The sequence below is a fragment of the Catenovulum sp. SX2 genome (assembly GCF_052056295.1).
GTDB lineage: Bacteria > Pseudomonadota > Gammaproteobacteria > Enterobacterales > Alteromonadaceae > Catenovulum.
On sequence record NZ_CP182493.1, the window covers coordinates 3,291,355 to 3,314,297 of the forward strand.

Sequence of the window (22,943 nt, forward strand, 5' to 3'; positions counted from 1 at the left end):
GGAGTCTGCTCAAATGTCTAAATTGCAAAGTTTTCGCCAAAAACAATTTGCCCAATGGATTAACAAACGTGTGCCTCGGCAAGCGAGTCACCAATTAAATAAACAGAATATTTTTATTTTGCCATCTGGTGCAGGTGTAGCGTTTTTATTGTGTTGGATTGCTATTTATTTGCTCGCGACCAATTATCAAAATAATTTGATGTTGCTGTTTAGCTATTGGTTATTGGCAAATTTTTTATTGGTGATGTTATTAAGTTTTCTTAATCTACAAGGCTTGGTATTAACGGCTGGGCGCACATCTGCGCAGGCAGTAGATAATTTAACCAATCAACACATTATTTTTATCGGCCAAGCTGCACAATTAAAAGTTGCGACCCAAACCACCAAAGATAGATTTGATTTGTGCTGGCATGATCATATTCAAAGTTATTCGGCACAAATAACGACACAAGATAAATTTAGCCAGTTACATTGGTATCCAGAACAGCGTGGTGTTTTTGACTTTCCGTTATTTAAACTAACATCAACCGCACCTTTGGGCTGGTTTAAAGTTTGGACCTATCTACATTTTAACGACAGAGTTTGGGTGTGCCCAACACCTATTGCTTGCCCACAATATTTATATGGCACAACTAACCGACTAGATAAACAAACTGCGATATTTTCCGATGAGTTTAGCCATTTAAGTGGTTACAAACCTGGAGATTTGCCGTCACGCATTGTTTGGAAAAAATTACTACCACAGCGGCCGTTACAAGTTAAACGTTTTGCCGGTGAACAAAGTGAATTGATTAAATATTCGTTAAACGATATTACAGGTGATTTAGAGCATAAACTGGCTTGTATCACATGGTTAGTTATGCAAGCGCATCAAAATACTTGGTTGTATCAAGTGGAGTTGCCTAACAAGTTATTGTTAGCAAATCGTAGCGAGCAACAATATTTGCAAATTCTTCAGGCTATTGCTTTAGTTGGTCAACACAATGGATAAAACTAAAGCCGTTTCTAATATTGCACTTATTGCAACAGCCGCCGGTGTGTGTTTGTTGTCGCTGATGATGAGTCAACAACTTGGTTGGTTTAGTTTTGCTTTTGTTTTGTGCTGTAGTTTGTATCGACTCTGGCTGATTGACAATAATAACTACAATGCATCTAAATGGTTGAGTAAGTTATTCTACTTATTGGCAATTGTATTAGTTGGCTCGTCGGCGATTTCTGGTAACTTAATCGCTACTTTATTGAGCATGTTGGTTGTCGCACAAGGATTGACCTTATTAACCCTAAAACAAGTTAGGGGTTTATATACCATTTGTTGGGTTCAATTCTTTTTAACTACAGCGAGTATGATGTACTTGCAGAGCATGCATTTAGCGTTTGTGTTATTTGCGCTTAATTTTTTAATTTTATTTGCGATTTATTCTGTTTATCACCCAAGTTTAACAAAGCAGCAGAGCTTAGCTCATGTCCATAAAGTAGCTAAATTGGTGGTGGTGGCATTGCCTATCTGCTTGTTGTTATTTGCACTAATGCCAAGATTGCCCCCATTATGGAAAATGCCTAAACCACCAACAGAAACTCGTGGTTTGCAAGAACAGTTAAAGCTGGGGGATATTGCACGGCTGAGTCGTTCAGAAGAACTTGCGTTTAGAGTGACATTTGATAATCAAGCCGTTGAGCGAACACAAATGTATTGGCGTGCGTTAACACTTGACCAGTTTGATGGGGAAACTTGGCAGCAGAGTGAACTGAAAAAAAACATTACTAAATTTGCTCAGATCAAAAAACGTGATTTACGCAAAACTAAGTTAGTTGCACAAAATCCAACTGAGTTAATTTCATATCAAGTGATTGCAGAAGCAAGTTATCAACCTTGGTTATTCAACTTAGATCTTGGTTTTAGCCAAGACAATAATGTGCTGCACATGCCTGATTTTTCGTTAATTTACTATCAAGACTTACGGCAAAAATTGCAATATTCAGCTTATTCTGTAGTCAATGAAGCCTTAACAGAAACTCTCAATACCCAACCGAGTGTGAGCTTAGATGCATACTTACAGTTGCCAGCACATCAATCCAACCCAAAAACGCAAGCTTGGTTACAAGAGCTAAAACAACTGAACACGGATAATCCTAGCTTAATTGCTGCGGTATTAGACTATTTTAATCAGCAAGATTTTTATTACACCTTGAGCCCCAGCCGATTACCACAGCCAATCATAGACAATTTTTTATTTAATACCCGCGAAGGTTTCTGTGAGCATTATGCCAGTGCCTTTGCATATGTGATGCGTTTGGCGGGTATTCCAAGTCGGTTAGTGATTGGTTATTTAGGTGGGGAACATAATCCAAGTGGTGACTATTTCAGTATTTATCAATTTGATGCACACGCTTGGGTAGAGGTATATTTACAGGGGCAGTGGCGTCGTATAGACCCAACTTCATATGTTGCGCCCGAGCGGATTACGCAAAACTTGCAGCAAACTCTTGGTCGCGACGAATTTTTGCCAGACAGTTTATTCTCGTTATACCACTATGACCAAATTCCTTTGGTGAACGATGCGCGTTTATTGTTGGCAAATATAGATTATCAATGGACACGTTGGATATTAAATTACGATATCAACAAACAAAAAAAACTACTCAAACAATTATTTGGCGACAATCAAGTATGGCGTACCTTAATGTTAATTACTGTGGTGGTCGTCACTTTAATCGTTATTACGCTGATTGCGCTGTGGTTGAATCGGCATAAACAAGCGCAATTGTATTGGCAAATAGAATATCGCCGAGCGTGTAAAGCACTGCAATATCTGGATATTGAAAATTACAGCGAATTAACCCCACAGCAAATTTTAGCAAGGCTGCAACATAAGCCTGCTAGTATCAAACAAAGTTGGCAGCAAATTTGTGTTATTTTAGACCAAATTTTATATAAACCACAGCAACAAGGGATTCAGGCTAAAAATAAAAAGCAGCTTAAACAGGCTGTTAGTAAATTTGTTCGCAGTGCCAGAAAACAACAGTAAATTAGCCGCAAGAGTAGACAACAATACTTATACTGTTACAATTGTGTTAACGTTTTCGCTGGTGAGTTGTAACTATTGCTGTTGTTGACTACAAAATATGCAAAATTTTGTAGAAAAATTGGTTCAATAGCTTGTAATTAACCCAGTGTTGAGTCAAAAATAGCGGTTTGGTAAGCATAGAAAAATAACAACAACTAAAAGAGAAGTATTTAATGAGCATTCCTGTACTAATTTGTGACGATTCAGCCCTAGCTAGAAAGCAAGTGAAAAAGAGCCTGCCGAGCCAATGGGATGTAGAAGTCCAGTTCGCCACCAATGGTCGAGAAGCTTTGGAAGTTTTGCGTGAGAAGCAAATTGGTGTGTTATTTTTGGATCTGACCATGCCGGAAATCGACGGTGTCGGTGTGCTTGAAGCTAATCACGCCGAAAAACTAGTCGACTTTATCATTGTTGTGTCAGCGGATATTCAGCCGGAAATGCAAAGTAGAGTTTCAGAACTTGGTGCACTGGCTTTCATTCAAAAACCGGTAAATACAACTAAACTTACAGAAATACTCCAGCAATACGGATTGTTATGAACGATATAACGTTAACTGAAGATCAAAGAGACTGTTTACAAGAGTTGATAAATGTTGCAATGGGCCAAGCCAGTGACAAGCTAGCGCGTTACTTGCAGACTTTTGTGCATTTACAAGTACCTTATATAGAGCTAATTGATTCAACTGTATTACCTGAACGTTTTGCCGAAACTTACGCAGAAGAAGGTGTATCTCTGGTAAGCCAAGGTTTTTATGGTGAAAAAGGTATTTTGGGTGAGTCATTACTGATCTACAAATCACACGATGCGCATGGTATAGCTGAAATACTAGGTTATGAACCAGATGATGTGTCTGAAGTTGAACAACTGACTGACATCAGCTCTATTTTAACCACGACTTTTTTAAATGGTTTGGCTGAACAAATAGACAATCAGCTTGCGTATAGCGCACCAAGAGTGGTTTCTTCGATGGAAACGCCTTTAGAGCAGCATTTACAACAGTTGTCGTTTAACTGGGATTTAGCCCTCAAGGTGGATATCAGTTATCAAGTGGTAGATTTCTCGTTTAATTGTGACATGGTGTTATTGATACCAGGTGAAGCGATTAAAAATATTCAGAAAGTGTTAGATCAAATCTTAGACGAGTTTTAATTTTGGATGTAGCAGCGGTTCAATCACAATTAATCGAAAGAATTAATTCGGGTGTGCTGGTTGTAGACCAAAATTGCTGCTTGTTGTACTTCAATCGATTTATGGAATCGCATAGTCTGTTACAAGCCAGTGAAGTAATAGGCAAAACCCTTTTTGATATCTTCCCTGATGCGCCGCAGCGTTGGTTACAACGTAAAATTCAAAGTGTATTTATGCTCAACACACCTGCGTTTAGTTCGTGGGAGCAACGCCAATTCGTTTTTAAAATGCGCCACGCTCGGCCGGTAACCACCAGCAGTGAATATATGGCACAAAATATCACCTTTATCCCAATTTGTAGTGACGGCCAAAGTGAGCCTGACAAAGTTGGTATAATTGTCGAAGATATGACGGATGTTTTTTTCTATCAACAAAAGCTCAAAGACACTTTAAAAGAATTAGAAGAAGTTAGCCGCACTGATGGTTTAACTAAAGTGAGTAATCGCAGATATTGGGAAGAGCGATTTCGCATTGAATTTGAAACCGCTCAGCGGTATGAACATGATTTATCCTTAATCATGTTTGATTTGGATAAATTTAAACGCATCAATGACGAATACGGTCATCAAGCGGGTGATTTAGTTTTAGTTAAAGCAACTGAGTTGGTTCAGCAAATTTTGCGTAAAGGCGATTTATTAGGCCGGTATGGTGGCGAAGAGTTCGGCATTATATTGCCAAATACAGCTGAAAAGGGTGCTTTCGAATTAGCTGAGCGCATTCGCAGTCAATTTTCATTATTAACCATGCAGCATGATAACCGTAGTATTAATGCGACTATGAGTATGGGCATTTGCCAATTTGATAGCAGGTTCACTCGATTTGAAGACATGGTTACGCGCGCTGATTTAGCCTTGTATCAATCGAAAAGAGAAGGCCGCAACCAAGTTACTATATATCAGGCGTGAAATTTGTGTGAATACTGTGCAATCGCTTAAATATTGATTGACAGACAGCGGCAGATCAGGCACAGTTTCGCCCCATGAAAAAATGCGCAATTAACACCATTACCGTCATTACAACCATTACCTTTATTTAAGGGGTGGTCGCTGGCTGTTGCGCTAAAGAAATCGAATCAATGCAAAAGCCCGTGACCCAAAAGGTCACGGGCTTTTTTGTCTGAAAGATAGGGTAAAAAAATACATGCAAGTATTAAAGTTTGGTGGTTCATCATTAGCGGACGCACAACGCTACAAAGTAGTACGTGATATCGTCCTAGATAAACAAAAATCAGCTAACACAGCTGTGGTCTTGTCTGCACCTAAAGGTGTTACAAATAATTTAGTTGCTTTAGTCGACGCTGCAATTGCAGGTTTGCCAACGACAGATTTAATGGCGCAACTAGAAAACACCATTCATTCAATTATTAACGATTTAACCGCTGAATACCCTAACTATGACAAAGCTCATGTTGCGGGTATAGCTGCAGAAAAATTCACTTTTTTAGCCAACAGATTAAAAGGTATTAGCTTATTGGGCGAATGTCCTGATTCAGTTAATGCGAGCATTATTTGTTTAGGCGAATTTATCAGTGTGGAAATTTTTGCAGCACTTGTGCGTGTTAGTGATGTACAAGCAACGGTAATTAACCCAACTAAATTGATTGTTGCGCACGGTGGATTTTTAGAATCACAAGCTGATATTGAAGCAAGCCGTAAATTGTTTGCCGCGTCACCATTACCACAAACTGGTGTTTGGGTGATGCCAGGTTTTTGTGCTCAAAATGCAGCTGGCGAGTTAGTGACTTTGGGTCGCAATGGTTCAGACTATAGTGCGGCGATTTTAGCAGCTTGTATTGATGCTGAAGTCTGTGAAATTTGGACAGACGTGGATGGTGTATATAACGCTGATCCTAACAAAGTATACAATGCGCAATTAGTTGAGCAGTTGTCTTATCAAGAGGCGATGGAGTTATCTTATTTTGGTGCTAAAGTCTTGCATCCAAAAACCATTGGCCCAATTGCCCAATATCACATTCCATGTCGTATCCGTAACACGTTAAACCCAGTTGCACCAGGTACTTTAATTACTAATGAAAGCACTGACGGCGACCATGTGGTTAAAGGTATTTCAACCTTAAACGACGTAACTATGGTTAACGTTGCTGGCCCAGGTATGAAAGGTATGGTTGGCATGGCGAGCCGTATTTTTGATGCAATTTCTCGAGCTAAAATTTCAGTTGTATTAATTACCCAATCTTCTTCTGAATATAGCATTAGTTTTTGTATTCATTCGTCAGACTCAAGCCGTGCACAAGACGTGTTAGAGCAAGAATTCGAATTAGAATTATCTAACCAATTATTAGAGCCAATTGAATTCCGTGACCATTTGTCTGTTGTATCAATTGTTGGTGATGGCATGCGTATGCATAAAGGCATTGCAGCTAAGTTTTTTGCATCACTTTCTCAAACCAATGTAAATATTGTCGCGATTGCTCAAGGCTCTTCTGAGCGCTCAATTTCAGCTGTTATCGAAGGTAAAAAAGCGCAAGATGCAATTAAAGTAACGCATCAAAACTTCTTTACTAATTTACATGTTATCGATGCATTCATGGTTGGTTGTGGCACTGTCGGTAAAGCGCTTATTCAGCAGCTGACTAAACAGCAACCTATCTTAAAAGCGCGCAATATCAGCTTACAAGTTTATGGCATTGCCAACAGTCGCAAAATGGCGGTTGATAATGCAGGTTTAAATTTAGCTGAATGGGAACAAGCATTAGAAAACGGCCAAAGTAAATTTACCCTTGAAAACTTAAAACGTTTTGTTTCAGATAATCATTTAATCAATCCAGTGATTATTGACTGTACCAGTAATGAAAGTATTGCTGACCAATATGCTGATTTCTTAGCTGCTGGTTTCCACGTAGTTACACCAAACAAAAAAGCCAATACTTCAAGTATGGCGTTTTATCACCAAATTCGTGAAGCTGCAGCTGAAACCAATCGTCGTTTCTTATACGAAACTAACGTAGGTGCAGGTTTGCCAGTTATTGATACTTTGCAAAGTTTAATCAGTGCAGGTGATGAATTAATTGGTTTCCAAGGTATTTTGTCTGGCTCATTGTCATTTATCTTCGGTAAATTAGACGAAGGTATGAGCTTGTCACAAGCAACCGCAATTGCACGTGATAATGGCTTTACAGAACCTGATCCGCGTGATGATTTAAGTGGTATGGACGTTGCACGTAAATTATTAATTATGGCGCGTGAAGCTGGCATGGAAATGGAGTTATCGGATATTGACGTTGAGTCAGTATTACCAGCTGACTTTAACGCTGATGGTTCTATTGACGAGTTTATGACTAACTTGCCAAAAGCGGATGCGCATTACCAAGCATTAATTGAGTCGGCTAAAGAAAAAGGCCAAGTATTGCGTTACGTTGGTATTATCGAAGATGGCAAATGTCGTTGTAGTATTCAAGCAGTAGGTGCAGAGCACCCACTTTATGCAATTAAAGACGGTGAAAATGCATTAGCAATTCACAGCTTGTATTATCAACCAATTCCGTTAGTTATCCGTGGTTATGGTGCGGGTGCTGATGTAACAGCCGCTGGTGTATTCGCAGACTTAATGCGTACTATGCCGTGGAAACGTGAAGTTTAATTGAGGTTGATTATGTCTGTAACTGCTTATGCACCAGCTTCTACCGGTAATGTCAGCTTAGGTTTTGATATTTTAGGTTTAGCGTTAAAACCTATTGATGGCAGCTTATTGGGCGACAGAGTGACTGTTGTTCAAGAACAAGAGTCGTTTAGTTTGACCAACGCCGGCCGCTTTGCGCATAAATTGCCAAGCGACGCGACACAAAACATAGTTTACGATTGTTTTTTAGGTTTTAAAGCAGCACTGGCTGACTTAGGTATTGACGTTCGCCCAGTTGAAATGGTGTTAGAAAAGAATTTACCAATCGGCAGTGGTTTAGGCTCATCGGCTAGCTCTATAGTAGCTGCACTTGCTGCACTGAATGGTTTTTATGGTAATCCGTTAAACCAAGAGCAATTGCTTAGATTAATGGGCAAATTAGAAGGTCAAATCAGTGGTAGCATTCACTATGATAATGTAGCGCCTTGTTATTTAGGTGGTTTGCAGTTAATGGTTGAATCAGACGAGCAAATTAGCTTGTCGTTACCTGTATTTGACGACTGGTATTGGGTAATTTGTTATTCAGGTGCAAGTGTTTCTACGGCCGCTGCACGTGAAATTTTACCAAAAGAGTACGACCGTGCGACTACAATTAATTTTGGTCGCCAACTTGCCGTATTTGTTGATGCTTTGCATAGAAAAGACAAAGTACTTGCAGCGCAAATGATGCAAGACGTTATTGCAGAGCCTTATCGTAAATCTTTATTACAGAACTTTGATGCAGGCCGCTCGTTTGCTGAAGAGCAAGGTGCTTTGGCATTTGGTATTTCAGGTTCTGGGCCAACTGTGTTTGCTGCGGTTGAATCGTTAGAAGCAGCAGAAGCGATTAAACAATGGTTGGTTGATAACTATATTCAGAATGAAGATGGGTTTGCCCACGTATGCCAGGTTGATGGTCAAGGCACCCAGGTTTCAGAGGACGTATAAGTGGAATTAGTAAACTTAAAAGACGCAACTGAAGTTGTTAGTTTTTCACAAGCTGTAAAACAAGGTTTGGGCCGTAACCAAGGTTTGTTTTTCCCTAAATCTATCCCGGCTTTAGGCGATGTAGATGCTTTATTAGAAATGCCTTTTCAACAGCGTAGTGTTGAAATTTTAAATGCATTAATTGGCGATGAGTTAGGCCGAGACACGGTTGAAACTTTGGTGACCAACGCATTTCAATTTACTGCGCCGTTAGCACACGTTAAAGACAATGTGCATTCACTAGAGCTTTTCCATGGCCCAACATTAGCGTTTAAAGATTTTGGTGCGCGTTTCTTAGCTCAATGTTTAGCGCATTTAACCGGTGAAGGTGAGCCAATTACAATTTTAACTGCAACCTCTGGTGATACAGGTGCGGCAGTTGCACATGCTTTCCATGGTTTGGCTAACATTAATGTGGTTATCTTGTACCCTAAAGGTATGGTGAGCCCACTGCAGGAAAAACAATTTTCAACTTTAGGTGATAACATCTTAACTGTTGAAGTTGATGGCCCATTTGATGATTGCCAAGCATTAGTCAAACAAGCTTTCGACGATAAAGATGTACGTGAGCAATTGCATTTAAATTCAGCAAACTCAATTAATATTGCACGTTTGTTAGCACAAGTATGTTATTACTTTGAAGCATTAGCTCAGTTACCAGCTGAAGATCGCGCGAAAGCGGTTATCTCTGTACCTAGTGGTAACTTTGGTAACTTAGCTGCGGCTATGATTGCTAAAACCATGGGTTTACCAATTAAGCGTTTTGTCGCTTCTACCAATGCCAATGACACTGTACCTCGTTATTTGTTGTCTGGTTTATGGGAGCCAAAGAAAACTGTACCAACTATGTCGAATGCTATGGACATTAGTTCACCAAACAACTGGCCACGAATCGAAGCTATGATTGAGCAAGGCATTGTTGATAAAGCTTTGTTATCTGCTGAGAGTGTTGATGAAGATTACACGCAAATTGGTGTTAAGCAGTTAAATGAATTGGGCTATTTAAGTGAGCCTCATGCAGCTGTTGCTTACAAAGCATTGAAGCGTCAGTTAGCCGATGATGAGGTTGGTATTTTCTTAGGTACTGCGCATCCTGCTAAGTTTAAAGAAACGGTTGAGAACATTTTGGGCACACCTGTAGCATTGCCAAAAGCTTTGGCTGATGTGGCGAATAAAGAAGTATTGTCTGATGCGTTAACCGCTGATTTTAGTAAGCTTAAAGAGTATATGTTTACTAAGTTAGGTTAATGGGTCCGTTATAAGAACTAAAACATAACTTTCGCTTGAAGTTATCGGTTTAGTGCTTAGTTGCCTTGTGATTTGAAAAATGCCCGAAAGGGCATTTTTTTTAGGTGCTGATTGTAAGGTTAGGTGCAGATTTGCATAACTCCTAGAGCATAATTTTCGGAAAGACGCGGTGAATACTTCCATGTACGCTTCGCTTTTTCATCCCTGAAAAAGAGACTTTCCTCTAAATTATTGCTCTAGTATTTATGCAAATAGCCTGCACTTGAGTTAATGGGAACTTTGAAGGTAAATAAATATTTCGAACAAAAACGCTGCGAGTCCATCCATGGAGCGCTCTCATAAAATATCCCTATTTTATGAAGTTTTGTTCGCAACACCTATTCACCTTCTTTAGGCCACTCTATTGCGGTTGATTCATGCTTTGTAACTTGGAGTTAGTATTAATTTGCATAGCGGCGCTAGTGTTTTCTTGGCAGAGAACATCGAAGGTGAATAGGTATTTCGAACAAAAACGCTGCGAGTCCATCCATGGAACGCTCTCATAAAATATCCCTATTTTATGAAGTTTTGTTCGAAATACCTATTCACCTTCTTAAAGCATCTTTATTGCGGCTGGTTGCAGGGTGAAAGATCTTGGAAGGGCAAACAACGAAGATCTAATATAAGTCAGTGGATGATTAGGAGCAAAACTTCAAACGTCTTGGATGACGTTTGCGAGCGCACAAGGACGTGTTTACAGCGATTTTGCGATAATTATCCACTGGCTTATATGGCAATCGATTCCACTTGAGCAAGCAAGAACAAACTAAAGTATTTAAATAAATAGGTAGCGAATATGAATTGGACTGATGTACTCGGTGAAGAAAAACAACAAACATATTTTCAACAGATTATGCAATTTGTCCAAAGCGAGCGTGATGCGGGCAAAATGGTTTACCCAGCACAAGAAGATGTTTTTAATGCTTTTAAAGTTACAGAGTTGGATCAAATAAAAGTTGTGATTTTAGGGCAAGACCCTTACCACGGGCCAAACCAAGCACATGGTTTAAGCTTTTCGGTTTTACCCGGTATTAAAACACCACCATCGTTGGTGAATATGTACAAAGAGCTAGCAACTGATATAGAGGGTTTTCAAATTCCCCAGACAGGTTATTTATTACCTTGGGCCAAGCAGGGCGTATTTTTACTCAATACTGTATTAACAGTAGAAGAGGGTAAAGCGCATTCACACGCTAAATGTGGTTGGGAGTTATTTACCGATAAAGTGATCGCTGCAATTAACCAGCATACAGATAAAGTTGTGTTTATGCTGTGGGGCGCTCATGCGCAGAAAAAAGGCCAACAGATAGATAGAAACAAACATTTAGTCTTGACTGCCCCACATCCATCACCCCTATCGGCGCATAGGGGCTTTCTAGGCTGTCGCCACTTTAGCCAAGCTAATCATTATTTGCAGCAAAATAGTAAAACACCAATTGATTGGAATTTATAGCCGAAACTGTCATTTATGAAATGTCCTGAATGCAAACAAAATGGAATTAGTCTTTACGCTAAATTACTCACATTTTTGGAACTAGATTGCCGTTGTATGAAATGTGGTACTTTATTTCAACTAAATAAAGGATTGTATTTATTGCTAAACGTATTGCTGGAAGGCGCAATCATAATTGCTATTGTGTATGCTTTTGCTAACTTACAGCCAATTATTGCATACGTAGGCACCTTGCTTGGTTTTGTCGCTATCTTCTTGTTAGTTGCTTTGTTGCCAGTAAAAGTAAAATCTAAATTACGACGGTCTAGGTTAGATAGATAAGTCAGGGTGAGTAGCACCAACAAAGTTAGTGCTACTTATTTAATAGCTGATAGCTGAGTTTTAACTTAAGCCGCGCTATCGCTAGTGTTGGCAAATTGACCAAACTCGTCAAATTCTTCTAATTCTTTATATAAGTTTCGTTGGTCTAAAATGGCTTCAATTTCGCGCCATTTGCGTTTTTTGTTAGTTTTACTAGAGGTAGATTTCGAAGCTTGATGATCTGAGTAGTAATTGTCGACTGCTAATTCCATTGTTCACTCCTTGCTTAGAGTTGAAGTTTAAATTAAGTCCGCGTTGGTAAAGTTAGTCGACTTACATGACCAAATTATTAACCTTTTATTAATAATAAAATCACTGACAGTTTATCGCTTCTCTAAACCACCTTTTGCCATCTAAAAACAATTTAGTATCACCCTCATGAGTAAGGGTATATTGGCTAATGCGCCCATCATTAAAGTACAATTCGAGTGTGCCAGAATTTAAGTTGCCGCTTGTCCGCCATTGGCCGCCGTCCTTCGAAGCCAAAGCGCCGCTAGCGCCGCCTCCAAAACCGCCAGAGTTAAAACTCTTATAAAAAGTATTATTACCACACAGCCAAATATATTGTTCCTCGGTATAACCAGAACTTGTGTAGAAATAAGTCAATTTCCGGTTGGATAAATGTGGATACCAGGCGTTGTGCTGTAACGGCGCAGCTTGGACACTCTCGAACACGATTGAACTGGCGATTTGTCGCGTAGTTTGTTCTAACGCAGACTTGTCTTGGTTGGTAGCTATGCCGACTGCAGAAATCGCCCAACCAGCTTCACCTACAACCGAAATGACTAAAGCAAACTTATCGTCAGATTGCGCGACTGAATAGCTCGCTTTAATTTGTGTGTTATCGATAACAGTAACTTGTCCTTTGGGGACTAAAACAAAACCATCACCAAAATCTATCGATTCAGACATTTGTTGTTTTAAGTTGTTTAAATCAGTTTGCTGCGCTATCAGCAATACATTCTGACTGGCAGACACCGTCGATTGCATAACAAATACTTCACTGTTTTGCGGCAGTATGCCTTGCCATTGTTCGGGCACTGAAAAAGTGGCATTGATATCAGCTACAGATAGCTTGATGGGGCCGTTATATAGTTTACCAACTTGTAAAGTTTGCGCGCTTAAACTGCCGAATATTAAGCATATGATTGTAAGTAGGTATTTTGCCAAGCTCATAATCCAGCTCCAATTATACTGACCTCTAAACTATAGCTGCAAAATTAAGCTCTGCCTTTATTCCAATCACTCTTTCGCAAATTTAGTATTGCACAATTGCCATGGGAGCTGGGTTGGATTCACTAAAAACAGAACCTACTTTTCAGGGATGAAAGTCGGAGCGCACAGGGATTGTGTTTACAGCGTTTCTGTTTTAGTGAATGTAAACCTGACCCTGAGCATATTGCACATAATTCACCATACATAATCCAACACTAGCTCTGAATATAATGCACCTAGCCTTTATAAACACAGCTAAATTTCCTCACACTGATCCTTTCACCACAGATAGCTGGTATTATTTACACCCAATGAAAACAACCAACAAATACACGGATTATCATGCATATACATATCTTGGGCATTTGCGGAACATTTATGGGCGGTTTAGCCGTTTTAGCTAAAGAATTGGGCTACAAAGTAACAGGCTCAGATTTAAATGTTTACCCACCTATGAGCACCCAATTAGAAGCACAAGGTATTGAATTGATTCAGGGTTACGACCCTGCACAGCTAGATATCAACCCAGACTTAGTTGTTATAGGCAATGCGATGTCGCGTGGCAATCCAGTGGTTGAAGCTGTACTCGACAAAAATATCCCTTATATATCTGGGCCACAATGGTTGTTTGAACACGTATTAAAAGACAAATGGGTATTAGCTGTAGCTGGTACACATGGCAAAACAACAACATCAAGTATGTTGGCTTGGATACTTGAACACACAGGTTGTAAACCTGGCTTTCTAATCGGTGGAGTGGCGAATAACTTTGCGATATCCGCTCGTTTAGGGGATTCAATCTTTTTTGTAATTGAAGCCGACGAATACGACAGCGCCTTTTTTGATAAGCGTAGTAAGTTTGTCCACTACCATCCGCGCACATTAATTTTGAATAATCTAGAATTTGACCACGCGGATATATTTGAAAACCTCGCAGCCATTAAAAAACAGTTCCATCATTTGGTTCGCATTGTGCCGCAATCAGGTTTGATTATTAGCCATCAAGACGATGCTAATGTTGAAGACACACTAGCTATGGGCTGCTGGAGTGAACAAAATAAAATTGGCAAAGAATGGTCGTACAAGGCTGTTAGCCCCGACTGTACCCAAATTGAAATTTATTTTAACCATGAGTTGCAAGGGCAACTTAATTGGCAATTATTAGGCGAGCATAATGCGCATAACGCGTTAATGGCCATTATTGCGGCGCGCCATGCTGGGGTTAAACCAGTTGACGCTATTGCTGCATTAGCCGAATTTAAAAACGTCAAACGCCGTTTAGAAAAAATCGGTGAAGTAAATTCAATTAGTGTATTTGATGATTTTGCCCACCACCCAACAGCTATTACCACTACGCTGCAAGGGGTTGTAGCCAATAACCAATCAGGTAGAGTGATTGCTGTATTAGAGCCTAGATCAAATACTATGAAAATGGGCTTTCATAAACAAGAGCTTGCCGAGTCACTCAATTTAGCTGATGCAGTATTTTTGTATCAAGACTCAGGATTAAAATGGTCACTCGATGAAGTAACGCAGAATTTAACCCAGCACAATTTAGTTTGTGCAAACGTTGACGAACTCGCAATTAAAATTGCGGATTACGCATCACCTAACGACAAAATAGTGGTTATGAGCAATGGTGGTTTTGGCGGTATTCATCAAAAAATTATCAAAGCATTGGAGCAACAAGCTTAATGGCACAACAACAAATAACCTTAGCACTCACTGGCGCATCAGGTATGCCGTATGCGCTAAAGTTATTACGAGCTTTGGTCAAAGCAAATTGGCAAGTGCATTTACTAATATCATCCGCGGCTAAAGTGGTATTAAAAACCGAAAGTAAATTAGACATACCTAGCCAGCCCAAAGCTGCACAGGCGTTTTTAACCGAATATTGCCAAGCTCAGCCTGAACAAATTTTGTGTTATGGCAAAGATGATTGGTTTTCACCGGTTGCATCTGGCTCTGCTGCCCCCAAATCTATGGTGATCTGTCCATGTTCTATGGGCACAGTTTCAGCTGTTACGCATGGCGCAAGTGATAATTTAATTGAGCGTGCGGCAGATGTTGTGATCAAAGAAAAAGGTCAACTGATTATCGTGCCGCGCGAAATGCCGTTTTCAGCCATTCATTTAGACAATATGGCGAAACTTGCGCATTTAGGTGTGACAGTTATGCCGGCAAACCCGGGTTTTTACCACGCCCCCAAAACAATGGATGATTTAGTTGAGTTTGTTGTTGCACGCATTTTAGACCATATAGGTGTGGCACAAACTATGGTTAAACCTTGGGGTTACAAAGCTAAATAACCTGAGCTCAGGTTAAACAAATGGAAAAGTGAAAATAACATTATGAATGCATTGGAAATTTCACAGTTAAAAAAAATATACAAAGGCCAAGTAGAAGCGCTAAAGGGCATAGATTTAACTGTTGCTGAAGGCGATTTTTTTGCGTTACTAGGGCCAAACGGTGCGGGTAAATCAACCACAATTGGTATTTTAACCGCGCTCGTAAACAAAACTTCAGGTCAGGTTAAAGTATTTGGCCACGATTTAGACACAGAATTAGAGTTAGCTAAATCGCATATAGGTTTAGTGCCACAAGAATTTAATTTCAACCAGTTTGAAACTGTGCAACAAATTGTGGTTAACCAAGCTGGTTATTATGGAGTTGAGCGTAAAGTTGCGATAGAGCGTAGCGAAACTTACCTTAAACAAACGGATTTATGGGAAAAACGTAATACACCCGCTCGTAACTTATCTGGTGGTATGAAACGACGTTTAATGATAGCACGCGCTATGATGCATCAGCCCAAACTACTGATTTTGGATGAACCAACCGCAGGGGTGGATATTGAAATTCGCCGTTCAATGTGGAAGTTTTTGCAAGAAATTAACCAAAGTGGTGTCACTATAATTTTAACCACGCATTATCTAGAAGAGGCTGAAAGTTTATGCCGCAATATCGCCATTATCGACAAAGGGCTGATTATTGAGAATACCAGCATGAAAGCTTTGTTAAGCAAGTTATCGGTCGAAACCTTTATTTTAGATTTAGCTAAAGATGTTAGTGACCTCACTTTAACCTCAGCTAAATCACAGCTGGTTGATGCGCATACTTTGCAGGTGGAAATTAACAAAGGTGAAGCGCTCAATCAGGTATTTGCCGAGTTATCTAGTTTAGGCATAAACGTGCTCAGCATGCGCAATAAAAGTAATCGCTTAGAAGAGCTTTTTGTTAATTTGGTTGAACAAGGTAAACAACAGGAATCAGTATGATCAAAGCAAATTATTGGATTGCGCTACAAAGCATAGTTTATAAAGAATGTAATAGATTTTTACGTATCTGGGTACAAACTCTAGTGCCACCAGCCATTACCATGACTTTATACTTTGTCGTATTTGGTAGCTTAATTGGTCGCCGTGTTGGTGAGGTCGATGGTTTCGAATACGTAGAATTTATGATGCCAGGTTTAATTATGTTATCTGTTATCAACAACGCTTATTCGAATGTATCGTCATCGTTTTTTAGCGCCAAATTTCAGCGCAATATTGAAGAGTTGTTAGTTGCCCCTGTGCCTACTTGGGTGATTGTCTGGGGTTATGTATTAGGTGGAGTTTTACGTGCTGTATTAGTGGGCGCGATTGTCACAGCCGTTGCGCTGTTTTTTGTTGATATTCAAATTCATAACTTTTGGGTAATTGTCACTACCTTATTACTGACTGCTATTTTGTTTGCTTTGGGTGGTTTGATAAACGCTGTATACGCAAAAACTTTTGACGACATTAGCATAGTACCAACTTTTATATTGTCGCCACTGACCTACCTTGGTGGGGTATTCTTTTCGGTTTCTATGTTGCCAGGATTTTGGCAGCATGTTAGCCAAGCTAACCCGATTATTTATATGGTTAACGCCTTTAGATATGGATTTTTAGGTATTACTGATATTAACTTAACTGTGGCTTACAGTATCTTAGTTGGTTTAACCATAGTGTTGTTTACAACAGCAACCATGTTAATTAAAAAAGGCGTTGGGATAAGACATTAATGCAAGCAAACTCTCGAGCAATTGTTTCTAATCAAGACGGTTTACATAAAGACTTAGAGTCAATTGTATTAAAGCACAAAAACAGCCAATTCTTAAAGCCTGTTGCTGAACATTCGCAGCAGGCATTTGAACAAATTTGCCAGTTTGTTGATTTCAATACACAAGATAAATCTGTTAGCAAAGCCATTATTTTTGACGCTTGTTGTGGGGTGGGTGAGAGTAGTCGCCAATTAGCGCAAAAATATCCTGAGCATTGGGTTATTGGCGTGGATAAATCGGCTGATAGGCTTAATCGGCAAGGCCGCGAAGATTACCCTAATCTGTTGTTGGTACGTGCTGATTTGAACGATTTATATCGTTTATTGGCTGACAGTCAAATGCCCATTGCCCAACACAAAATTTATTACCCCAATCCTTGGCCAAAAAGTCAGCATATTAAAAGACGTTGGCATGGTGCGCCGGTATTTAAACAACTTATACAAATTTCTTCTAATATTGAACTACGTTCCAATTGGCCTATTTATTTACAAGAATTTCAAGCAAGTTTAGAAATTTATGGGATAATGAGCCACTTACACACCTTGGACAATCCTGTTCCTGCTATCACACCTTTTGAAGCTAAATATCACGCAAGTGGTCAGACCCTTTATTGTTTGCAAACTCTGTGATTTTTAAGCCTTTTATTTGAATTTTTTGCGCTAAAAATTTTGCTTAAACTTATATGTTGACTAAGCTTTATTAAAAGCGATTTTGTTAGTTTGCTAAACTACGTTAGCTAGGATTTGGTATGAATATTCATAGTATTAGAATAAAAAGCTCAATGCCAATTGTCGCATTAGGTATTGCGCTGCTGTTTGTTTTTTTCACACTTACCCATTTAATCTCAATGCAAGAAGATGCATTAAAGTATCAGTCGGAAAAATTCTTAAAATCGATCGCTGTTGTATTAAATGCCGACCGAGATTTATATCAAGCTAAGGTGGCCGAATTAAACATTCTGAATAATGTTGGTGACAAAGCTTCAAACAACGAAGACAGACGTGAAAATGCACTGCAAGTAAAACAACGTTTTGAAGCTTATAAAAGGTATTTAGCCGATTTTCCTGATGTTGTTGGAAGGTTTGACGACTTTGATAAATTATTCAACGAATGGTACAAAGCTTCCGATAGCATGGTGCAAAAGACTTTTAGCAGCGAAGCCGAAAAGCAAAGTGTTATAACTGCAACGGATAAAAAATTTGAAGCATTGCGCTCAATTTTAGATAAAGCGGGCGAGGCCGCTGAAAAGAAATCTGATGAATTAAATGAACAGCTAAAAAGTGAAGTGAGCGCATTTAAGCAGACAGCAATTGTAATTGCACTAATCGTTTTAGCAGCCGCCGCATGGTTTAGTTATATCATTCCAAAAAATTTAACTGAACAAATTGATAACTTAACTAACCAAATTCGCCAGATAGCCTCTGGTAATGGTGATTTGACGAGGAAAATAGATGTTCGTAGTAAAGACGAATTTGGCGAATTAGCTACCCAGTTTAATAACTTTGTTGGAAATTTGCGCCAGTTGATTCAATCAATTTTAGAGCAATCTAATAAATTGGCTGATTTAACCGACACCTTGCACCAGTCGTCGTCTCGCACCAAAACAATTACTCAAACTTTAAACAAAGCATCCGATTCGATTGTGAGTGCTGTGCATGAAATGAATTTATCGAATAAAGAAATGTCGCAAGTTGCTAGCGGAAGCGCAGATGAAGCAGAGCAGTCAACTAAAAAAGCGCAGCAAGGTTTATTAGTGGTTAAAGCGTCCAACGAGATAATTAAACAATTGTCAGTGGATATGGAAACTGCCTTGTCTTCGTCGGGTGAGCTAGAAAAAAGCTCAGCGGATATCGCATCAGTATTGGATGTTATTCGTAGTATCGCCGAACAAACTAACTTGTTAGCACTCAATGCGGCAATTGAAGCGGCTCGTGCCGGTGAACAAGGCCGAGGTTTTGCTGTTGTTGCCGATGAAGTACGAACCTTAGCAACCCGCACCCAAGAAAGCACCAATCATATTCAAGATATGATTGCGCAACTGCAACAAAATGTTGATAAATCGGCTCATGCTATCAATAGTGGTAAGTCTAATGTTGATAAAACCATAGATAGTTTTTCGCAAACAAACCAGGTGTTTGAAGGTTTATTAAAATCTGCCAATGCAGTCAGTGAGTTATCATCACAAACGGCACAAGCAACTGAAGAACAAAGTGTTGTCGCAGACGACATTAGCCAAAACTTGTTTGCGCTCAATGACCAAAGCCAAGCTGCAAACGAAATTGCTCATACTGGTGAAGATTTGGCTAGAGATATTGGCAACTTATCGAATGCTTTAAATAAAATGGTTAATAGATTTACCGTTTAAATTTGCAAGGAAGACTTGTGGAAAAAATTATTCTTGCTGGCGGCTGCTTCTGGTGTATTGAAGCCGCCTTTAATCGTTTAAAAGGTGTTGAAACTGCTGTTTCTGGTTATTGTGGTGGCAGTGAAGAAACTGCCAATTACAAAGATGTATGTAGTGGTTTAACTGAACATGCTGAAGCGGTTGAAGTTATTTATGATCCGAACTTGGTCGATTTAATTTCTTTGTTGGAGGTCTTTTTTAGTATTCACGATCCAACCCAAATGAACAGGCAAGGTAATGATATTGGCCCCCAGTACCGCAGCGCTATATTTTATGCATCAAAAAAACAGCAGCAGATGTCGCAAGATTATATCCATTTAATTCAGGGGAAATTTGCTGCACCTATTGTCACTCAGGTGGTGCCGGTACAAGATTTTTATCCAGCTGAAGAATATCATCAAGCGTATTTCGCACAAAACCCAGGGCAGGGTTATTGCCAATTTGTGGTGGCGCCTAAGCTAGATAAATTTGCCGAAGCTTTTGCAGACAAGTTAAAGTGCTAACGAGTCATTTTCTTGACAAAAACCACTACGAATAAAGCCATAGTAAAACTGCCAGTAAAAGCTTCACAAGCGGCTATTACTCGAGAAGGCCCTGTTGGGGTTATATCACCATAGCCAAGGGTAGTAAAAGTCACTACGCTGTAATATAGCGCACTAAAAAACTCACTGATGTTTTGTGTCCATACTTGTTGGCTACTAAATTGAATTCTATCATCACCAAAATTCACCCCAAGGACAAAATACAAACAGGCACAGGTGAAAATCAGCATCATTGAAAATGCAATTACATTGGCTGGCCTTTCACCATAACCGCAAAATAGATCTACCAGCTTAGATACTAGGCGCTCACGTGAATACTTGCGCATTTGCATACGCCGCATAGTTAATTCTTTATGAATACAATAACCGGTTAAGTCAAACAGCCCTTGGTGCTCTGAAGCTTTACGAACGTCGCGGTATATTTCTTCTGCTTGCTCAAAGTTGTCTAAAGCTACATCATTTTTACCTTGTTTCATGGCTTCTAACGCGGTTGTTTCTTGAATTAGTTTGGCACCTAATTGAATATTATCTATTTTTGTCTGAATGAGCTTAGCACCAAGTAAATTGGTATTTTGTAGTTTAGCGCAATGCAAATTAGCTTCGGTTAAATCGGCTTTCATAAGTGAACCGCCATTTAAACGAATGTTGAATAGGTGGGCATCACGCAAGTTGGCGCGGTAAAAATCTGAGCCGGAAAAATCGTAACCTAAATTGCTGCCACGTCTAACTAAGTTTACCCCTTCAAGATTGGCATATTTTAGCTGTAAACCTTGGGTAATCCCGCCGCTGCTGGCGTAGCGCTCTAGCTTATCGGTAAGCTCCATACCTTTTTTGTCGAAAGTTGGGTCATGCCAAAAACAAAAACCGTTACCCATATCTACTTCTTGGCAAAAACTACCATCTGGCGCACAGTACTTGCAGGTACCAAATTTGTTGTTGTCTTGCATAGGAAATCTTCGTTATTTAATTATATTTGTTGTAACTAGCTTTACTCTAAGCCTAATGCAAGCTGCAGGTAACGCAAGTTTTAACGCCACTTTTTCTGTGGCGGATTCAATTTTTCCATCAAGCTATGATATTGTTTTTCTAACTCTTTATAGCGCTCAAATTGTTTACTTGGCAGCTCAATACCCTCTAAAGCTTGAAAGGCACTTTTTATCCGTTTCATTAAATCTTCAGGTTGTTTTTCACTCATCTCAATAAGTTTAATAATCGCAAGAATTAAGTTAAGTGTGCCACCTGTATGTAACGGGGCATATTTCAGCGCGCTATCAAATTGGTGTAGGGCTAAAATATAATCTTGTTTTTTATAGGCTTCTATACCCGCTTGATTAAGTTGCTTAAAACCACGTTGGCGTTTTTTGTTTTCTTGTTTTAAGTGGTTAATAGTGTTCTTAATAAAGGGATTATTGTTGATTTGTTCGTTTTTGCATTCATCCGATATGTGATCTGCCAACTCGTATTCACCCATTTTGTACAGCAAACTAAGTTTGTCTGCAGCAAAAGGGTCTTCAGTGGCATTTTCATCTTGGGCATGAGCCGACATAACTTTGAATAATTGTTTTTTGGCATTGATTAAATGCTTGTCCATTGCCTCAAGCCGTGCATTACACAAGGTTTCAAATATAGTGTAGCTGGCTGCGTCTGTTATCAATTCGTCTTGTTTAGCCCTTTGAATGGCCAGTACTGCTTCTTGTTTAAGTTTGTTTTGTTCTGACTTTTCTTCACTATGTTCAGCCGCATTGATAGTCGCGCGAATATAATTGAGCAAATGAACACTATCTTGCTGAATTGACTTTCTTGTCATGTCTAAAATCGCTTTGCAAGCATCTTTGGCAATATCGTACATATGGCTTGATTGAGCAATTTGGCAAAGCCTATATTGCCGTGTTACCGAGTAGGGGGATAATTCAGTTGCGCGGATCGCCATTTCAAGCGAGTGAGTCAAATCACCTTTAGCGTGAAACGCTTCGGCCATCAAATCGTATGAGTCGATAATCATAGGCGCTTGTTTCATCACTTCGGTCGCCAATACTATGGCTTCTTGATGTTTACCTTGATGGTGGTAAGTTCGGGCGAGCTGAATTTGCCCCCAAGTATAAGGTTTCACTTTTAACAGTTGTGTGAGCAAATATTCAGCTTGTTCATAGTGTTTTTGTTTGCACAGCAATTCAGCCAGCAAATTATTACAGAAATTGCGATAGCGATTGTTTTCACTAATCAGGCGTTTGCATTCCGACATGGCCAGCGGAAAATCTTCTTCGTGCATGGCTTTATAGATAGACAATAAGTTGGAACGCTTGTGCATCGCCTTGTCTAACCTGTGTTTCAGCACATTTTGCGAAAATGGCTTCATAACATAGTCGTCGGGCTGCAGTTCTATTGCGCCAAGTACCATTGGCCTATGGTTTTCACCAGTCACCATTACCATGATGCAATGAGCTGGAACTAGCTTTTTTGTGCGGATCTCTTCAACTATTTGCCGACCATTTTTGCGATGGCCACCTAAATTATAATCAACCAAGATAAAGTCAAATTCGTGGCTCTTAGCCGCTGATATAGCTGCTTCACCATTAGTGACCATTTGAATGTCTTTAACACCCAAATTAATCAGTATGCCTTTTAACATAACTTGAAACGGGCGCTGATCATCAACAATTAAAAAGCGTTTGTCCTTGTACAAGGTTCCTGGTTGCATAATAGGCGATATGATTTTCTAAAGATAAATTGAGTATT

At 39.5% G+C, this 22,943-nt stretch carries 21 protein-coding genes; 17 read left to right on the forward strand and 4 right to left on the reverse strand.

Annotation, left to right across the window (positions count from 1 at the left end; genetic code table 11):
* Positions 1 to 13: 13 nt before the first annotated feature.
* From ACMZOO_RS13675 to ACMZOO_RS13720, 10 genes are all read left to right on the forward strand, one after another.
* Complete coding sequence (locus tag ACMZOO_RS13675) at positions 14 to 991, forward strand: DUF58 domain-containing protein (RefSeq protein ID WP_440903881.1); 978 nt, start codon at positions 14 to 16, stop codon at positions 989 to 991.
* Positions 984 to 3,026 carry a transglutaminase family protein gene (locus tag ACMZOO_RS13680; RefSeq protein WP_440903882.1) on the forward strand — a complete coding sequence of 681 codons (2,043 nt, stop codon included), beginning with the start codon at positions 984 to 986 and terminating at the stop codon, positions 3,024 to 3,026. Before ACMZOO_RS13675 ends, ACMZOO_RS13680 begins: the two co-directional genes overlap by 8 nt.
* Positions 3,027 to 3,238: 212 nt before the next feature.
* A complete protein-coding gene (locus tag ACMZOO_RS13685; protein WP_440903883.1) occupies positions 3,239 to 3,604 on the forward strand; it encodes a response regulator in 366 nt (121 codons plus the stop codon).
* Positions 3,601 to 4,215, forward strand: a complete 615-nt coding sequence (locus ACMZOO_RS13690; RefSeq protein ID WP_016954222.1) for a hypothetical protein — start codon at positions 3,601 to 3,603, stop codon at positions 4,213 to 4,215. The genes ACMZOO_RS13685 and ACMZOO_RS13690 overlap by 4 nt, the downstream gene beginning before the upstream one ends.
* A gap of 2 nt (positions 4,216 to 4,217) precedes the next feature.
* Complete coding sequence (locus ACMZOO_RS13695; protein ID WP_440903884.1) at positions 4,218 to 5,159, forward strand: diguanylate cyclase; 942 nt, start codon at positions 4,218 to 4,220, stop codon at positions 5,157 to 5,159.
* 235 nt (positions 5,160 to 5,394) lie between these two features.
* The gene (thrA, locus tag ACMZOO_RS13700; protein WP_440903885.1) at positions 5,395 to 7,854 is read left to right on the forward strand and encodes a bifunctional aspartate kinase/homoserine dehydrogenase I; all 2,460 of its coding nucleotides are present in this window, start codon (positions 5,395 to 5,397) and stop codon (positions 7,852 to 7,854) included.
* Between the two features lie 12 nt (positions 7,855 to 7,866).
* Entirely contained in the window at positions 7,867 to 8,820 is a 954-nt protein-coding gene (thrB, locus tag ACMZOO_RS13705; RefSeq protein WP_440903886.1) for a homoserine kinase, read from the forward strand.
* Positions 8,821 to 10,107 carry a threonine synthase gene (thrC, locus tag ACMZOO_RS13710; RefSeq protein WP_440903887.1) on the forward strand — a complete coding sequence of 429 codons (1,287 nt, stop codon included), beginning with the start codon at positions 8,821 to 8,823 and terminating at the stop codon, positions 10,105 to 10,107.
* 835 nt (positions 10,108 to 10,942) lie between these two features.
* Complete coding sequence (gene ung / locus ACMZOO_RS13715; protein ID WP_440903888.1) at positions 10,943 to 11,599, forward strand: uracil-DNA glycosylase; 657 nt, start codon at positions 10,943 to 10,945, stop codon at positions 11,597 to 11,599.
* A 96-nt stretch (positions 11,600 to 11,695) separates the two neighbouring features.
* Positions 11,696 to 11,920 carry a hypothetical protein gene (locus ACMZOO_RS13720; protein WP_440903889.1) on the forward strand — a complete coding sequence of 75 codons (225 nt, stop codon included), beginning with the start codon at positions 11,696 to 11,698 and terminating at the stop codon, positions 11,918 to 11,920.
* A 65-nt stretch (positions 11,921 to 11,985) separates the two neighbouring features.
* Here the strand turns inward: ACMZOO_RS13720 and ACMZOO_RS13725 are convergent, their stop codons facing one another.
* Entirely contained in the window at positions 11,986 to 12,171 is a 186-nt protein-coding gene (locus ACMZOO_RS13725) for a DUF3545 family protein (protein ID WP_440903890.1), read from the reverse strand.
* A gap of 100 nt (positions 12,172 to 12,271) precedes the next feature.
* Positions 12,272 to 13,135 (reverse strand): hypothetical protein, encoded by an 864-nt coding sequence (locus ACMZOO_RS13730; RefSeq protein WP_440903891.1) that lies wholly within the window; start codon positions 13,133 to 13,135, stop codon positions 12,272 to 12,274.
* Between the two features lie 381 nt (positions 13,136 to 13,516).
* Between ACMZOO_RS13730 and mpl the strand changes: the two genes are divergently transcribed.
* From mpl to msrA, 7 genes are all read left to right on the forward strand, one after another.
* Entirely contained in the window at positions 13,517 to 14,869 is a 1,353-nt protein-coding gene (gene mpl / locus ACMZOO_RS13735) for a UDP-N-acetylmuramate:L-alanyl-gamma-D-glutamyl-meso-diaminopimelate ligase (protein WP_440903892.1), read from the forward strand.
* On the forward strand, positions 14,869 to 15,483 hold the full coding sequence (locus tag ACMZOO_RS13740; RefSeq protein WP_440903893.1) for a flavin prenyltransferase UbiX: 615 nt from the start codon (positions 14,869 to 14,871) through the stop codon (positions 15,481 to 15,483). The genes mpl and ACMZOO_RS13740 overlap by 1 nt, the downstream gene beginning before the upstream one ends.
* Positions 15,484 to 15,525: 42 nt before the next feature.
* Positions 15,526 to 16,452, forward strand: coding sequence for an ABC transporter ATP-binding protein (locus ACMZOO_RS13745; RefSeq protein WP_440903894.1), 927 nt, complete (start codon positions 15,526 to 15,528; stop codon positions 16,450 to 16,452).
* Positions 16,449 to 17,222, forward strand: coding sequence for an ABC transporter permease (locus ACMZOO_RS13750; RefSeq protein WP_440903895.1), 774 nt, complete (start codon positions 16,449 to 16,451; stop codon positions 17,220 to 17,222). The genes ACMZOO_RS13745 and ACMZOO_RS13750 overlap by 4 nt, the downstream gene beginning before the upstream one ends.
* Positions 17,222 to 17,890 (forward strand): tRNA (guanine(46)-N(7))-methyltransferase TrmB, encoded by a 669-nt coding sequence (gene trmB / locus ACMZOO_RS13755; protein WP_440903896.1) that lies wholly within the window; start codon positions 17,222 to 17,224, stop codon positions 17,888 to 17,890. Before ACMZOO_RS13750 ends, trmB begins: the two co-directional genes overlap by 1 nt.
* Before the next feature lie 119 nt (positions 17,891 to 18,009).
* Complete coding sequence (locus ACMZOO_RS13760) at positions 18,010 to 19,626, forward strand: methyl-accepting chemotaxis protein (protein WP_440903897.1); 1,617 nt, start codon at positions 18,010 to 18,012, stop codon at positions 19,624 to 19,626.
* A gap of 17 nt (positions 19,627 to 19,643) precedes the next feature.
* Positions 19,644 to 20,168: a peptide-methionine (S)-S-oxide reductase MsrA gene (gene msrA / locus ACMZOO_RS13765; protein ID WP_440903898.1), complete on the forward strand. Its 525-nt coding sequence runs from the start codon at positions 19,644 to 19,646 to the stop codon at positions 20,166 to 20,168.
* On the opposite strand, the gene ACMZOO_RS13770 is transcribed toward msrA, so the two are convergent.
* Both ACMZOO_RS13770 and ACMZOO_RS13775 read right to left on the reverse strand, forming a co-directional pair.
* Complete coding sequence (locus tag ACMZOO_RS13770) at positions 20,165 to 21,154, reverse strand: ion channel (protein ID WP_440903899.1); 990 nt, start codon at positions 21,152 to 21,154, stop codon at positions 20,165 to 20,167. The genes msrA and ACMZOO_RS13770 overlap by 4 nt on opposite strands.
* 80 nt (positions 21,155 to 21,234) lie before the next feature.
* On the reverse strand, positions 21,235 to 22,905 hold the full coding sequence (locus ACMZOO_RS13775; protein ID WP_440903900.1) for a response regulator: 1,671 nt from the start codon (positions 22,903 to 22,905) through the stop codon (positions 21,235 to 21,237).
* Between the last annotated feature and the right edge of the window lie 38 nt (positions 22,906 to 22,943).